The sequence below is a fragment of the Aquitalea magnusonii genome (genome assembly GCF_003202035.1).
In the GTDB taxonomy this organism is placed as follows: domain Bacteria; phylum Pseudomonadota; class Gammaproteobacteria; order Burkholderiales; family Chromobacteriaceae; genus Aquitalea; species Aquitalea magnusonii.
Genome location: NZ_QJKC01000004.1, coordinates 84,276 through 99,586 on the forward strand (window position 1 = coordinate 84,276; position 15,311 = coordinate 99,586).

General features: G+C 63.5%; 12 protein-coding genes. 4 read left to right on the plus strand and 8 right to left on the minus strand.

Features of this window, described 5'->3' with window-relative positions; genetic code table 11:
* Nucleotides 1-15: 15 nt before the first annotated feature.
* The 6 genes from DFR38_RS05620 to mutY all read right to left on the minus strand — a co-directional run bounded on the left by DFR38_RS05620 (nucleotide 16) and on the right by mutY (nucleotide 7,344).
* Nucleotides 16-1,230 (minus strand): phosphopentomutase, encoded by a 1,215-nt coding sequence (locus tag DFR38_RS05620; protein ID WP_059284597.1) that lies wholly within the window; start codon nucleotides 1,228-1,230, stop codon nucleotides 16-18.
* Nucleotides 1,231-1,247: 17 nt separating this feature from the next.
* The gene (deoA, locus tag DFR38_RS05625) at nucleotides 1,248-2,573 is read right to left on the minus strand and encodes a thymidine phosphorylase (protein WP_110313119.1); all 1,326 of its coding nucleotides are present in this window, start codon (nucleotides 2,571-2,573) and stop codon (nucleotides 1,248-1,250) included.
* Between the two features lie 97 nt (nucleotides 2,574-2,670).
* On the minus strand, nucleotides 2,671-3,438 hold the full coding sequence (gene deoC, locus DFR38_RS05630) for a deoxyribose-phosphate aldolase (RefSeq protein WP_059284596.1): 768 nt from the start codon (nucleotides 3,436-3,438) through the stop codon (nucleotides 2,671-2,673).
* 177 nt (nucleotides 3,439-3,615) lie between these two features.
* On the minus strand, nucleotides 3,616-4,038 hold the full coding sequence (locus DFR38_RS05635) for an NUDIX hydrolase (RefSeq protein WP_059284595.1): 423 nt from the start codon (nucleotides 4,036-4,038) through the stop codon (nucleotides 3,616-3,618).
* Nucleotides 4,039-4,044: 6 nt separating this feature from the next.
* A complete protein-coding gene (locus DFR38_RS05640) occupies nucleotides 4,045-6,249 on the minus strand; it encodes a RelA/SpoT family protein (RefSeq protein ID WP_059284594.1) in 2,205 nt (734 codons plus the stop codon).
* A gap of 54 nt (nucleotides 6,250-6,303) precedes the next feature.
* Complete coding sequence (mutY, locus tag DFR38_RS05645) at nucleotides 6,304-7,344, minus strand: A/G-specific adenine glycosylase (RefSeq protein WP_425320046.1); 1,041 nt, start codon at nucleotides 7,342-7,344, stop codon at nucleotides 6,304-6,306.
* A 129-nt stretch (nucleotides 7,345-7,473) separates the two neighbouring features.
* Here mutY and DFR38_RS21775 point away from each other — a divergent pair, with 129 nt between their 5' ends.
* Nucleotides 7,474-10,269 (plus strand): THUMP domain-containing class I SAM-dependent RNA methyltransferase, encoded by a 2,796-nt coding sequence (locus DFR38_RS21775; protein ID WP_342352548.1) that lies wholly within the window; start codon nucleotides 7,474-7,476, stop codon nucleotides 10,267-10,269.
* Nucleotides 10,270-10,405: 136 nt separating this feature from the next.
* Entirely contained in the window at nucleotides 10,406-11,011 is a 606-nt protein-coding gene (locus tag DFR38_RS05655; RefSeq protein WP_045846629.1) for a MarC family protein, read from the plus strand.
* 10 nt (nucleotides 11,012-11,021) lie between these two features.
* On the opposite strand, the gene DFR38_RS05660 is transcribed toward DFR38_RS05655, so the two are convergent.
* Nucleotides 11,022-11,996, minus strand: a complete 975-nt coding sequence (locus tag DFR38_RS05660) for a DNA-binding protein (RefSeq protein ID WP_158527693.1) — start codon at nucleotides 11,994-11,996, stop codon at nucleotides 11,022-11,024.
* Nucleotides 11,997-12,334: 338 nt separating this feature from the next.
* Here DFR38_RS05660 and DFR38_RS05665 point away from each other — a divergent pair, with 338 nt between their 5' ends.
* Nucleotides 12,335-13,633 (plus strand): dicarboxylate/amino acid:cation symporter, encoded by a 1,299-nt coding sequence (locus DFR38_RS05665; RefSeq protein WP_059287069.1) that lies wholly within the window; start codon nucleotides 12,335-12,337, stop codon nucleotides 13,631-13,633.
* 31 nt (nucleotides 13,634-13,664) lie between these two features.
* Here the strand turns inward: DFR38_RS05665 and DFR38_RS05670 are convergent, their stop codons facing one another.
* The gene (locus DFR38_RS05670) at nucleotides 13,665-14,582 is read right to left on the minus strand and encodes a LysR family transcriptional regulator (protein ID WP_059287070.1); all 918 of its coding nucleotides are present in this window, start codon (nucleotides 14,580-14,582) and stop codon (nucleotides 13,665-13,667) included.
* Between the two features lie 132 nt (nucleotides 14,583-14,714).
* Between DFR38_RS05670 and DFR38_RS05675 the strand changes: the two genes are divergently transcribed.
* Nucleotides 14,715-15,104, plus strand: a complete 390-nt coding sequence (locus DFR38_RS05675) for a DoxX family protein (protein WP_059287071.1) — start codon at nucleotides 14,715-14,717, stop codon at nucleotides 15,102-15,104.
* Nucleotides 15,105-15,311: the final 207 nt, after the last annotated feature.

Below are 15,311 nucleotides of genomic sequence, written 5' to 3' on the forward strand. Positions count from 1 at the left end.
TCCTTGTGGGATTGTTCAGTGCAGAAAGGAGCGGCCGTAGTCCATGGCCGGCAGGCCCAGATGTTGAGCCACGCTCTGGCCGATATCGGCAAAGCTGTCGCGCCCGCCGATGGAGCCCGGCGGCACGCCATGGCCGTAGCACAGCACGGGAATATGCTCGCGGGTGTGATCGGAGCCGGGCCAGGTGGGGTCGCAGCCGTGGTCGGCCGACAGGATCAGGATATCGTCCGGCTGCAAGGCCGCCATGACCTCGGGCAGGCGGCGGTCGAAGGTTTCCAGTGCCAGCGCGTAACCGGCAACATCGCGACGATGGCCGTAGCTGGAGTCAAAATCGACGAAGTTGGCCATGATGATGGCGCGCTGCTGCGTGTTGCGCATGGCGGCCAGCGTGGCATCCCAGATCTGGTCGAAACCGGTGGCCTTGTGCTGCTCGGTGATGCCGACATGGGCGTAGATGTCGGCGATCTTGCCGATGGACACCACCTGCCCGCCAGCCTCGGCCAGCTTTTGCAATACGGTGGCAGCTGGCGGCGGCAGCGCCAGGTCCTTGCGGTTGCCGGTGCGGGAGAAGCTGCCTTTGCCTTCGCCGATAAAGGGGCGCGCAATGACGCGGCCGATATTGTAGGGTTCCAGTGCCTCGCGGGTGATCTGGCACAGCTGATACAGGCGCTCCAGCCCGAAGCTTTGTTCGTGGCAGGCAATCTGGAATACCGAATCGGCCGAGGTATAGAAAATGGGCTTGCCGCTACGCATGTGTTCTTCGCCCAGCCGGTCAAGGATGTCCGTGCCGGAGGCATGGCAGTTGCCCAGATAGCCCGGCAGGCCGGCCTTGCTCACGATGTCGTCCAGCAGGGCCCGCGGGAAGCTGTTGTCCTTGTCGTGGAAATAGCCCCAGTCGAACAGTACCGGCACCCCGGCGATTTCCCAGTGCCCGGATGGGGTGTCCTTGCCGCTGGACAGCTCGCGGGCATAGCCATAGGCAGCCAGCGGGGCGGCCTGGTCCATGCCGGCCGGAAAGTAGCCGGAGGACAGCTGACAGGCATGCGCCAGCCCCATTTTCGACAGATTGGGCAGGTGCAGCGGGCCGCTGCGGCCCTTGTCGGCACGGCCGGCGGCGGCTTCCATGGCGATATGGCCCAGGGTGTTGCTGCCGGCATCGCCGAATTGCGGTGCATCGGCGGCGGCACCGATGCCGAGTGAATCCAGTATCAGGATGATGGCGCGTTGCATGATGTAGTCTCCTGTGCTCAGCGGCGGTGGATGGTCTGATAGACCAGCGGCAAGGCCGCTGGTGCTGCCTCGCTCAGGCTGATGGCGCTGCGGATGCGGCGGGCGGCTTCGTCAGCCCCTGCTTCATCGGCAGCATGAATCAACAGCAGGGGCTGGTCGGCGGCCACCCACTGTCCCAGCTCGACAAACTGCGTCAGGCCGACCCGGTAGTCCAGCTGGTCGCTGGCCAGGCGACGGCCGCCGCCCAGTGCGCAAACCGCCATGCCCAGGGCGCGGGTGTCCATGGCGGCGACAAAGCCGCTGCGCTCAGCATAGACCGGGCGTACCAGCGGTGCCGGTGCCAGATAACGGGCGGGGTGTTCGACAAAGTCTGCCGGTCCGCCCAGCTCGGCCACCATGCGGGCAAAGATCTCGGCAGCGCGGCCAGAGTCCAGCGCCTGTTCCAGCTGCAGGCGTGCGTCGTCCTCGCTGGCGGCCAGGCCGCCGGCCAGCAGCATTTCGCTGCACAAGGCCATGGTGATGGCGTGCAGGCGCGGATTGCGCTCATCGCCTTTCAGATAACGTACTGCCTCGGCGGTTTCCAGGCTGTTGCCGGCAGTGCTGGCCAGCGGCTGGCTCATGTCGGTGATCAGCGCGCTGGTGCGCACGCCGGCGCCATTGCCCACCTCGACGATGCGTTCGGCCAGCGCGATGGAGTCTGCCATGCTGGGCATGAAGGCACCGCTGCCAGCCTTGACATCCATCACCAGCACATCCAGCCCGGCGGCCAGTTTCTTGGACAGGATGGAGGCGGTGATCAGCGCGATGGATTCCACGGTGGCGGTAATGTCACGCGTGGCATAAAAGCGGCGGTCGGCCGGGGCCAGGTCGCTGGTCTGGCCGATGATGGCCACGCCCACCTCTCGCACCACCTGGCGCAGACGCTCGGGCGTGGGAAAGGGGTTGTAGCCGGGAATGGCCGACAGCTTGTCCAGCGTGCCGCCGGTGTGGCCCAGGCCGCGGCCGGAAATCATCGGCACAAAGCCGCCACAGGCGGCGATCAGCGGTCCCAGCATCAGCGACACCACATCGCCCACCCCGCCGGTGGAGTGCTTGTCCAGCACCGGGCCGGGCAGCTGCAGGTCGGCCCAGTGCAGACAGCGGCCGGAATCGCGCATGGCCAGGGCCAGTGCGACATTTTCTTCCAGCTCCATGCCGCGGAAATACACTGCCATGGCCAGAGCGGCAATCTGGCTGTCGGCCACGCTGTCATCGGTGATGCCGGCCACGAACTGGCGGACGTCCTCGGCCGACAGCGTCTGGCCATCGCGTTTCTTGCGAATGACTTCTTGTGGCAAAAACATAGGCTTCTCCTGCGGCAGCGGCCGCAAAAAATGATGGCCGAAGACAGGCTTCGGCCCTAGTATGGCAAGCGCTGCCGCGCCTGCCCTGCAGCGGGTTTCAGTAGCCGCTGGCGGGCGCAGTGGCCGTGCCGGCGATTTCCGCCTGCAAGCTGGCCAGCAGGCTGGAAGCACCAAAACGGAAATGCTCGGCGGTCACCCAGTGCTCGCCCAACAGGTGCTCGGCCAGGTCGATGTATTCGGCGGCTTCAGCCGCCGTGCGCACGCCGCCAGCGGCCTTGAAGCCACACTGGGCAGCGGTGGCGCGAATGGCCGCCAGCATGATGCCCGCCGCATCCAGCGTGGCATTGACTGGCACCTTGCCGGTAGAGGTCTTGATGAAGTCGGCGCCGGCCTCGATGGCGATCAGGCTGGCCTGACGGATCAGTGCCGGTTCTTTCAGCTCGCCACTTTCGATGATGACCTTGAGCAGCTTGTCGCCACAGGCATCCTTGCAGGCAGCCACCAGCTCGGCGCCGACTTCGGCATTGCCGGCCAGCAGCGCGCGATAGGGGAACACCACGTCCACCTCGTCGGCACCGGCAGCGATGGCGGCTGTGGTTTCGGCCACGGCCTGTGCGACATCAGCGCCGCCGGCCGGGAAGTTGGTCACGGTGGCCACCTTGACCTGCGCCAGGCCCAGCTCATCCAGCGTGCGACGTGCCAGCGCGACAAAACGGGGATAGACGCAGACTGCCGCCACCGTACCGGCACTGCTGCTGGCCTGCTGGCACAGGGCAACGATGCGCGCATCAGTATCGTCATCGTTCAGAGAGGTGAGGTCCATCATGGACAGGGCGCGGCGCGCGGCAGTAATGAGTTCTGACATGGGATTCCTGCTGGGTTGTCATCTGCATGCCAGGCCATGGCCAGTCGCCATGCCCGCAGATTCAAGAGAGTGATTATGAAAATATCTTTAGCTGAAAGCAATCAGGAATAGCAGTAAGCGGACGAACAGGACAATGGTCTCAAGGCCCAACGCAGTCTGGAGTGGCCGCCGTGCAGCCTAGCCGGCCATGTGTTGCAGATAGTGTTGCAAGCGTTGCTGCAGATAGGGGACGGCGGCACCCAGGGCCAGGTATTCGGCAGGCGGCATCCAGCGCCAGCACTGGCCTTCGTCACCCAGACGGATGGCTGCGGCCTGCGCCGCGTCGAGCCGGCCTGCCATGAAGAAACTGAGCGCACCGGGCTGCTGCCAGCTGGGATAGCTGCGTTGCCAGATGATTTGTGCAGGCTGCAGCAAAATGCCGAACTCTTCCTGTGTTTCACGCTGCAGACAGGCAAACGGGCTTTCCTGCCCTTCCCGCCCGCCGCCGGGAAAATCCCAGCAGGCGGCAAAGGGCAGGCCGGGCTTGTCGTCACGCAGATACACCAGCAGGCTGTCCTGATAAAACAGCGCCGCCTTGCTGCCACAGAACGCTTCACTCATGGCGGCTTATACGCGGCGTGCGTCGGTGACGCCCGGCAGTTCCATCATGCGCGCCAGCACGCGGCTGATGTCCTGCACCTGGCGCACTTCCACGGTGAAGCGCATCTTGGCGCGCATATCGCGCGACAGCGTGTGCACGGCAATCAGGTTGAGCTTTTCGCGCGACAGCACGTCGGAAATATCACGCAGCAGACCACCACGGTCCAGCGATACCACCTCGATATCGATCGGGAATACGCTGCTTTTCTGGTCACCCCAGCCGGCGGCAATCAGCCGCTCCGGCACATCGGCCGACAGGCGCTTGAGCGTTAGGCAATTGGTGCGGTGAATGGAAATGCCGCGACCCTTGGTGACAAAGCCCACCACGGCGTCCGGCGGTGCCGGCTTGCAGCACTTGGCCAGCACCGTCATCAGGTTGTCCACCCCCTCGATCAGGATGCCACCGGCGTCATGGCCGCCCTTGCTGGCGCGGATGATGCTTTCCGGCTCCACATCAGCCGGCGGCGGCGGGGCAAAACTGGCAATGGCATTGGCGACAGAGCGGGTGCTCAGTTCACCATGGCCCATGGCGCCATACACTTCGTCCAGCTTGGCATAACCCAGCTTTTCCGCCAGCAGGGTGAGATTGGGTTGCTGGTGCGGGTGACGGGCCAGTTCGCGCTCGAACAGCTGCTTGCCGGTTTCGCGCACGGTATCCGCATTCTGCATGCGGATGTACTGGCGGATCTTGGAAATGGCGCGATGGCTTTTGACCCAGCCATCGTGCAGCCAGTTGACCGATGGCCCGCCTTCCTTTGCCGTGAGGATTTCCACCCGCTGGCCATTTTGCAGCGGCGTGGACAAGGGCACGATCTGCCCTTCCACCTTGGCGCCACGGCAGCGGTTGCCCAGGCCGGTGTGGATGGCATAGGCAAAGTCGATGGGGGTGGCGCCATGCGGCAGCGCCAGCACCCGGCCTTGCGGGGTCAGCACATAGATGGTGTCGGAGAACAGCTCGGTCTTGAAGGCTTCGGCCAGCCCTTCACGGTCGGACATTTCCTCACGCCAGTCCAGCAGCTGGCGCAGCCAGGAGATTTTTTCCTCGTACTGCGCATCGCCCTTGCCGCCTTCCTTGTAGCGCCAGTGGGCGGCCACGCCGAATTCGGCATGCTCGTGCATTTCAAAGGTGCGGATCTGCACCTCCAGCGCCTTGTCCTCCGGGCCGATCACCGCCGTATGCAGGCTGCGGTAATTATTGGCCTTGGGATGGGAAATGTAGTCGTCAAACTCGCCGGGAATGGGCTGCCACATGCCGTGGATGATGCCCAGCGCGGTGTAGCAATCCGGCAGTTTTTCCACCAGGATGCGCACGGCGCGGATGTCATACAACTCGGTAAAGTCGAGCTTTTTCTTCTTCATCTTTTTCCAGATGGAGAATATGTGCTTGGGCCGCCCGGCCACTTCGGCCTTGACCCCGGCGGCCTTGAGCTCGGAGCGCAAGGTATCCAGCACCCGGTCGATGTAGTCGATGCGCTCCAGCCGGCGCTCGTCCAGCAGCCTGGCAATTTTCTTGTAGCTATCCGGTTCGGTGTGGCGGAAGCCCAGGTCTTCCAGCTCCCACTTGATCTGCCACACGCCCAGGCGGTTGGCCAGCGGGGCAAACAGGTCCAGCGTTTCGGTGGCGATGGCGCGCCGCACCGCTTCGTCATGCACATGGGGCAGGTAATGCATGGTCTGGGTGCGCCAGGCCAGCTTGATCAGCACCACGCGGATATCCGCCACCATGGCCAGCAGCATCTTGCGCATGGTTTCCGCCTGGCGGGCACGTTCTTCCGGAGTTTCCAGCTTGTCGATACGCGCCAGCTCGGTAATGCGGCGCACCCCGCCCACGCCATCCACCAGCACGGTAACGGTCTGGCCGAAGTTCTCGGTCATCCAGCCTTGCCAGTCGGGCTTGTGGTCCGGCACGGCAAACAACAGGGTGGCGACAATGGCGTCGGTAAGGAGGTTAAGGTCGGCCACGATGGCGGCGGCGGAAACCGCATGGCTGAACAGGTCCTCACCGGTACTGACCAGGCCCTTGCCGCGATACAGCTCGCGCGCGGCATCAAAGGCGCGGGCCAGCAAGCTGGCTTCCGCCTCGGGCAGGGCGGCAGACATCTGTTCCAGCCACCGTTTCGGGTCGGCAGCATCGGCCAGGGTATCGGCCATCGAACGTACTACGGAAACCATATTTCACACCTGGGCAGCAGCGCTGCACAAAAAATGGATGCCAACTTCCGTCGGTCAGGCCAGCAGACGTTGCAACAGTCGCTTCACCGGTGCGGGCAAGCCCGCCTCCAGCGCCTGCTGCAAGGGTATCCACTGTCCGGCGGATTCCTGCACTCCGGTGGCGGCCAGCGTATCCAGCCGCGCCGGCACCGGGGTAATGATCAAGCGATAATGGGTAAACACATGTTCCAGCTCGGGCCAGGAGGGCAGCACATCACCCTGGCCCATGCACTCCAGCCAGCGCTCCAGCGCCATGCTGTCGGCAAATTCCGGCAAGGACAGCAGCCCGCCCCAGATACCGGAGGGCGGACGCCGCTCCAGCCAGATCCGCTCACCATGCTGCGCCAGCAACATAACAGTATGACGGGTGGGCACCGCTTTTTTGGGGCGCGGGGTTGGCAGTTCATGGGTGCGCCCCTGTTGCGCCGCCACGCAGCCATCCACCATCGGACACACGGTACAGGCCGGCTTGCGGCCGCATACGGTGGCGCCCAGGTCCATCAGGCCCTGGGTATAGGCGGTCATCTGGCTGCCATCGGCAGGCAGCAGCGCTTCGGCCAACGCCCACAATTGCTTTTCAACCGCTTTTTCACCAGGAAAACCGGCAATGCCGAAGCAGCGCGTGAGCACTCTTTTGACATTGCCGTCCAGAATGGTTTCACGCTGGGCGAAAGCGAAGGAGGCAATGGCCGCGGCGGTGGAGCGCCCGACGCCCGGCAGGCGCTGCAGGGCCTCGCGCTGGGCAGGAAACTGCCCGCCAAACTCCTCCATCACCATCAGCGCTGCCTTATGCAAATTACGTGCCCGGCTGTAATAGCCCAGCCCGCTCCACAAGGCCAGCACCTCGTCCACCGAGGCCGCCGCCAGCGCAGCCACATCGGGAAACCGCTGCAGAAAGCGAGCGTAGTACTCCAGCACCGCAGTCACCTGCGTTTGCTGCAGCATGATCTCGGACAGCCATACCCGATAGGGGTCGCGCACCTGCCAGGGCAGATCGTGCCGGCCATGCTGTTTCTGCCAGGCCACCAGGCGGGTGGCAAATGAATCCTGCAACATGCGAGCCCGCGTTTATGCAAAAGGGAACCGGACATGCTACCGCAAAGGCGGAGCAGCACCAAGCAGTGCGCCTGCAAATAAGGTAAAATGGAAGATTGCTTAAAGCTTGCTTATCTGAAGGATGTACCCATGGCCACTTTCCGTTCACGCCAGCGCGCCAATCTGCGCCGCGATGTCAGCAGCAGCGACACCTCCCCCGCTCAGCCTGCCGCCGGCAACGCCGCAGCATCAGCCGAAGGCGCGGCCAAGGGGCCCATCATCCAGAAAAAGGCGCCATCAGCCAGCGGCCCGCGCGATCCTTACTCGGCGCGCCGGCCAGCCGCCGGCCAGCCGCCACGCCAGGGCGAACGCCAGTTCCAGCAACGCGATGGTGAGCGCAAGCCGTTCAACCGCGACGACCGTGAGCGCAAGCCCTACCCGCCGCGCGATGGTGAGCCACGCCGCTTCGAGCCGCGTGACGGCGAACGCAAGCCGTTCAACCGCGACGACCGTGAGCGCAAGCCCTACCCGCCGCGTGACGGCGAGCCACGCCGCTTCGAGCAGCGTGATGGCGAACGCAAGCCGTTCAACCGTGACGACCGTGAGCGCAAGCCCTACCCGCCGCGCGATGGCGAGCCACGCCGTTTCGAGCAGCGTGATGGTGAGCGCAAGCCGTTCAACCGCGACGACCGCGAGCGCAAGCCCTATCCGCCGCGCGATGGCGAGCCACGCCGCTTCGAGCCGCGTGATGGTGAGCGCAAGCCGTTCAACCGCGACGACCGCGAGCGCAAGCCCTACCCGCCGCGCGAACGCGATGCCTCGGCACCGCGCAGCCTGCACCCGGCCGACAGCCGTGGCGATCTGCATGAATCGCGCCGCCCGGAAGGCGAACGCAGCTATCAGCGCGACCGTGGCCCGTCCGGCCGCAAACCGCTGAACAGCCAGCCGGATCGCCAGATCGAGCACAAGCCGCCCATGCCGCGTCATGTGGAAGGCGACACGCCGGCCGCCACGCCAACCATTCCGGCAGCAGTAGAACAAGGCCCGCGCAAGTTGTTCTCCAAGCCGGCCGAGCGTCGTGATGACAGCGCTGCGCGTGACAACCGCTTCCGCCGCGACGAGCCGCCGCGTGAACAGGCGCCGCGCCGCTTCGAGCGCAACGATGCCGCCCGTCATTACGACCCGGAAATCCTGCCGGCGCCGGGCGCTGAACGGGAAAACCGCTTCCGTCGTGACCAGCCCGCGCAAGAAAATGCACCGCGCAAGCTGTTCTCCAAACCTGCAGGGCGTGCTGATGACAGCGCGCCGCGTGACAATCGTTTCCGCCGTGACGAACAGCCGCGTGAGCAAGCCCCGCGCCATGATGCAGCCAGTTATTACGACCCGGAAATCCTGCCGCCGCCAGGCGCCGAGCGGGAAAACCGCTTCCGTCGTGACGAGCCGGCAGCAGAAAATGCACCGCGCAAACTGTTCTCCAAACCGGCAGAACGCCGTGACGAGAGCGCACCGCGCGAGCCGCGCTTCCAGCGCGAGGACAGCCCGCGGCGCGATGCCCGCAATGAACGCAGCTGGGAAGCACGCGAGCGCGGCAACTCCCCGTCCAGCCTCAAGCCCTTCGACAATAACCGCCGCATGGAGCGCGACCCGCGCGCACCGCGCCAGCACGACAGCCGCCAGCACGGTGACAGCGCCAAGCCGGCCTGGAGCGGCAAGCCGGCAGCGCAGTCGGTGTATGCCCTGTCCGGCCTGCGCCACAATCAGCTGGCCATGTTCGCGCCCTGCCCGCGCGGCCTGGAAATGACGCTGGTCGCCGAACTCAATGCGCAGGGTGCCAGCAATGTCAGCAAGGTGGATGGTGGCGTGGCCTTCAATGGCGACGCCGACATCATGATGAAGGCCAACCTGCACAGCCGCACCGCCAGCCGCGTGCTGCTGAAACTGGCCGAGGGCGGCTACCAGCAGGAAAGCGACATCTACCAGCTGGCGATGCAGGTCGACTGGCCGCGCTGGTTCGATGTATCGCGCAGCATCAAGGTAAAGACCGATGCCATCGGCGCGCAACTGCGCAGCCTGGATTTTGTTTCGCTCAAGGTGAAAGATGCCGTGTGCGACCGCTTCCGTCAGGCCAATGCCGGTCGTCCCAATGTGGACACCCGCGAACCGGACATGCGCATCCACACCTTCCTCACCCGCGACCATGCCACCATCTATCTGGATACCAGTGGCGAGCCGCTGTTCAAGCGTGGCTGGCGTGAGGAAACCGGCGAAGCGCCGCTGCGGGAAAACCTGGCGGCCGGCATTCTGCTGATTGCCGGTTACGATGGCAGCCAGCCCTTGCTGGACCCGATGTGTGGCAGCGGTACCTTCCTGGTGGAAGCCGCCGACATCGCGCTCAAACGCGCACCGGGCCGCAAACGCCGCTTCGGCTTCCAGCGCCTGCGCGAATTTGACGCCCTGTCCTGGGAAGCGCTGCTGAGCGAAGCCCGCGCCGCCGAACTGCCGGTACGTGATCTGGCAATCAAGGGCAGCGACCGCGCCCGCAACATGCTGCCGGTGGCCCGCGCCAACCTGCAACGTGCCGGTCTGGCCGATGCCATCGAGCTGCAGGCACAGGACATCCTGGAAGCACGTCCGTTTGCCGACAGCGGCTTTATCGTCACCAACCCGCCCTATGGCGTGCGCATGGACGAGCAGGATGCACTGGCTGAACTGTACCCGCAGCTGGGCGACTGGCTGAAAGCCCACTTTGCCGGCTGGACTGCCCACTTCTTTACCGGCGACCTGCGCCTGTCCGACCTGATCCACCTGTCGGTCAAACGCCGCACCCCGCTGTTCAATGGCTCGCTACCTTGCCGGCTGTTTGCCATTCCCATGGTGGCTGGCAGCGCCCGTCGCGAAAAACCGGTCACGGACGGTGATACAAGCGGCGTGGCTGACGCCGAATAAACTGCGTCTGCCGAATACGACAAGCCCGGCATTGCCGGGCTTGTTTGCTTTACTGCCCGCATCCCTTGGCCGGCAGCAACTAAAATAAAATCTGCCAGCGGCAGAATGCCTTACTGACCAACACGTCGACACCACCATGCAAACATCCTTCATTTCCGCCACGGTCTTGCTGATCCTGATTACCGACCCGCTGGGCAATATCCCGCTGTTCATCAGCGCGCTCAAACAGGTCAAACCGGAAAGGCGTAAAAAGGTGGTCTACCGCGAATGCCTGATTGCCTTTCTGGTACTGCTGACCTTCATGTTCTTCGGCCGTAATTTTCTGGACGTGATGCATCTGACTGACCAGTCGATGCAGGTGGCGGGCGGGGTGATTCTGTTTCTGATTGCACTGAAGATGATTTTCCCCAGCGAGGGCGGCAGCGTGTTCGGCAGCGACAAGATGCATGGCGAGCCGTTTATCGTGCCGATTGCCATTCCGCTGATTGCCGGGCCTTCGGCCATGGCGACCGTGCTGTTGATGTCCACCCGCGAGCCGGCGCGCATGCTGGAGTGGATAGGCGCGCTCACCATCTGCATGCTGGTGACCACCGTGGTCTTCCTGTTTTCCGGCCGCCTGCAAAAGCTGCTGGGCGAGCAGGCGATCACCGCGCTGGAACGCTTGATGGGCCTGGTCCTGACTGCCATTTCCATCGAGATGCTGCTTGGCGGCGTCGCCTCCTACATCCGCCAGTTCCACTGAGCCTTGGCGGCTAGCGGGCCTTCCATATTTGCTCAGCCGGCTCTGCATCGGGCGCCAGCTGGCTGGGCAGGCTGGGACTGAACGCCAGCGCCTTCAGCCGCGCCAGCCTTTCCTCCTCTTCCTGCGGTGTCTCCTGCTTTATCTGCTTGAGTTGCTGCAGTTGCTGGCGCAGATTGGCCACGGCGCGGTAGGCACTTTCCTTGTCGGAGCGCAGTGTGCGCAGTTCCTCCTGCATTTGCCCCAGTTGGTGTTGCAGCGCGTCCATTGCTTCTTGTCCCTGCAGCTGCTGCTGTCCTGCCTCGTCTGCCTGCTGCTCGGCCTGTGCCAGACGGCTGCGCAAGGCATGCACTTCCTGTTGCAATGTGGTTACCTGCTCATCCGGGGGCAGCGGCTCTGGCGCAGGCTGCGCTTGCTCCCGCATGCGGCACAAAGCCTGTTCCGACTCCGCCAGCGCCTGACGCGTTTCGGCCAGCTCTTGCTGCAAACGCCGCAGCAGCTCGTCCTGGGCCCGTTCAGGCTGCGCCCACTGGCTTGCTGCGGGCTGCGGCACTGCTGCATCGTGCAGCAGTGCCTTGCTCAAATACTGCCGGACTGCGTCCAGCTCCTGCGCCTGTTGTTCACACAGCAAGGCCAGATCGCGCTGCTCGGCCAGCAGTTCCTGCCGCTCGTCCTGCCAGGCGGCCTGTGCTGACTGCACATACTGATTGGCCAGCTGCTGCGCCTGCTGCCAGGTACGGTCGACAACAAGCCCGGCCAGCTCCTTGAGTTCGCCAGGCAGGCGCTGTGGCAAGGGGGCAATATTGACCTGCTGGCTCATCCGCCACTCCATGAACAGCTGGCTGGCGACATTCATGTCCACCCCGCCCAGCCGGCACACATCAGCCAGCACCGGAAAACATTGCTGGTGATGTTGCTCATACAGCAGGGCCGCAAGCTGGTGGATACGTTCACGTACATCCGCAGGAATGATGGCTGCCTGACTCATGAAATTTTCCCTTTCTCTGACCACACGCAGGATGAGCGCACTGCCGCCGCCGTGGGCAGCACCGCCCATGGCCGGGATGCAGGCTGGCCGCCGCGGCCATCATCTTGCACACCGGATAAACTATTGAGAGTAACAGTAATAACTATCTGCAGCGAACACTCACGGCTGCCAACTGGTTCTGGCGCAAACCGGAAGCTGCCTATGGCATGACACGCCAGCTTAGGGATATCAGCAATTAGCTGGCAACCGATCGCTTGCTAGGATGTTAGATATAACAGGACCCTGCAGGGTCCGGCACAACGCTCGATATCCGAACATCTGCGAACAAGAGACCAGACATGCAAGCCAGAACACCGCTTTACTCACGCCTGTACTTCCAGGTGTTGGTTGCCATTACCATCGGCGTCTTGATGGGTGCCTTCTATCCGGAAGCCGCCGCCAAGATGAAACCGCTGGGTGACGCCTTCATCAAGCTGATCAAGATGATGATTGCGCCCATCATTTTTTCCACCGTGGTGGTGGGCATTGCCAAGATGGGCGACATGAAGGAAGTAGGCCGGGTCGGCATCAAATCGCTGCTGTACTTTGAAGTGGTGACCACTCTTGCGCTGGTGATCGGCCTGGTGGTGGTAAACCTGCTGCAGCCGGGTGCCGGGCTGAATGTGGACCCGCACACGCTGGATGCCAAATCGGTGGCCAAGTACGCCGCTGGCGCCAAGGACATGAATACCGTGGACTTCCTGATGCACATCATCCCGGATACCGTGGTGGGTGCTTTTGCCAGCGGTGAAATCCTGCAGGTGCTGCTGTTCTCGGTATTGCTGGGCCTGGCGCTCACCCGCATGGGCAATAGCGGCAAGACGGTCATTGCCATGCTGGACGAGTTTTCGCATGCGCTGTTCGGCGTGATCAACATGCTGATGAAGCTGGCCCCCATCGGCGCCTTCGGTGCCATGGCCTTCACCATCGGCAAATACGGCGTAGGTTCGCTCAAGCAGCTGGGCTTTCTGATGGCCTGCGTTTACCTCACCTGTTTTGCCTTCGTCTTTATCGTGCTGGGTGCCATCGCCCGTTTCAACGGCTTCAGCATTTTCAAATTCCTCGCCTTCATCAAGGAAGAAATCGTGCTGGTACTGGGTACGTCTTCGTCCGAATCCGCCCTGCCGGGCATGATGAAAAAAATGGAACACCTGGGCTGCGCCAAACCGGTGGTGGGCATGGTGATTCCGACAGGTTATTCCTTCAATCTGGACGGCACCTCGATCTACCTGACCATGGCGGCCATCTTTATCGCGCAGGCCACCAATGTGCAGCTGAGCCTGGGTGAGGAGCTGGGCATCATCGGCGTGCTGCTGCTGACCTCCAAGGGTGCGGCCGCCGTTACCGGCGGTGGCTTCATCACCCTGGCCGCCACCCTGGCCACCCTGGGCGGCAAGCTGCCGGTGGAAGGCCTGGCGCTGCTGATTGGCGTGGATCGTTTCATGTCCGAAGCGCGCGCCATCACCAACCTGATCGGCAATGGCGTGGCCACCGTGGTGGTGGCCAAGTGGGAAAAGGCACTGGACACCGACCGCATGCAGCGCGTGCTGAACGGTGAAGTGCTGCCGGAAGTGGATGCCGTACCGGCCAAGCATTAAGCCAGCAAACGATTCGACCTTTCAGTCAGTCTTACAGCCCGTCACCGGACGGGCTATTTTTTTGCTCGGCAAAAAATGCCACCAGATGATCGACGAAGACCCGCACCTTGCCCGGCACATGCCGGCGCACCGGGTATACCGCCGACACATCCAGACACAGCCATTGATAATCAGGCAGGATGGTTTGCAGCCTGCCGTCGGCCAGTGCCTGCTGCAAGAGGAATTCCGGCTGGCGGATGATGCCCATGCCCTGGATGGCGGCATTGGTTAGGATGTCGCCATTATTGGCGCGCAAGCCTCCCTTGACCTTGACCCGGCCAGTGCTGCCATCCGGCCCCTGGTACTCCCATACCGTGGACTGGCTGGTCAGGGTGTACAGCAGGCAGTCATGCTCGGCCAGTTCATCCGGATGCTGCGGCACGCCGCGGCGCAGCAGATAGTCCGGTGCCGCGCACAGCCGGTCGCGCACCTTGGCCAGCGGCCGCGCGATCAGCGAGGAATCCGCCAGATTGGACACGCGAATGGCCAGGTCAAAGCCCTCTTCCACCAGGTCCACCTTGCGGTCGTTCAGCGACAGCTCCACCTCCACCTGCGGGTGCTGGCGCTGGAAGCCGGCAATGGCACCGCCCAGAAAGCGCATGCCAAAGGACACTGGTGCGGTCACCCGCAGCCGGCCGCTGGCCTTGCTGGCACCTTGCGACAGCAGTGCGTCCAGATCATCCAGCTCGGCCAGCAGGTTGCCCGCCTGGGCCAGATAGGTTTCGCCGGCCTCGGTCAGCGACAAGCGCCGCGTGGTGCGATGCATCAGCCGCACCCCCAGCCGCGTTTCCAGTGCCGACACCAGCTTGGTCACCATGGCGCGCGACAGGTCGAGCCGGTCAGCCGCTGCGGCAAAGCTGCCTTGCTCGGCCACGGTGACAAAGGCGCGAATTTCAGAAAACCTGTCCATATAATTTCCACCCAGTAAACAATATCTTCATTTATAGCATATTTATTCAGCCGAAAGACCATGGTCCAATGCTCCCACTGCACACGCCCGGCCCATGATGGCCCGCGGCGCCACCCTTACAGGAGCTTTACCATGCATACCACCTCTCCCGCTTTGTCCGCCCTCATCCTGCGCGTTTCGCTGGGCCTGATGTATCTGGCCCACGGTGCCACCAAGCTGTTCGTGTTCGGCCCGGCCGGTACCGCCCAGTTTTTCTCCAGCCTGGGCCTGCCCGGCTTTGTCGGCTACCTGTCGATGGCTGCCGAGCTGGCGGGCGGCCTGCTGCTGATTCTCGGCATCAAGGCACGCTGGGTGGCACTGGCCCTGGTACCGCTGCTGGCCGGCACCATCGTGCTGGTGCACGGTGCCAATGGCTGGATGTTTACCAATCCGAACGGCGGCTGGGAATATCCGGCCTTCCTGATCAGCAGCTCGCTGGCCCTGTTCCTGCTGGGCGACACAGCGGACACCCGCCAAGCCTGATCCTGTCGAGCCGGCAGCAACAAGGGGCGATGCGCCAGATACGGCGCATCGCCCCTTTTTACTTGTCCTTCCGCCAGACCATCAGCACTTGTCGCCACCCGGCATCCCGTTATGCTGGAGTGCTGATGCTTGTGCCAGGCCTCCCGCCCGCGCCGGCCCGCCAGCTGTGGCAAAGCTGCAGCAACGCCAGATGATTTTGTTGACGGC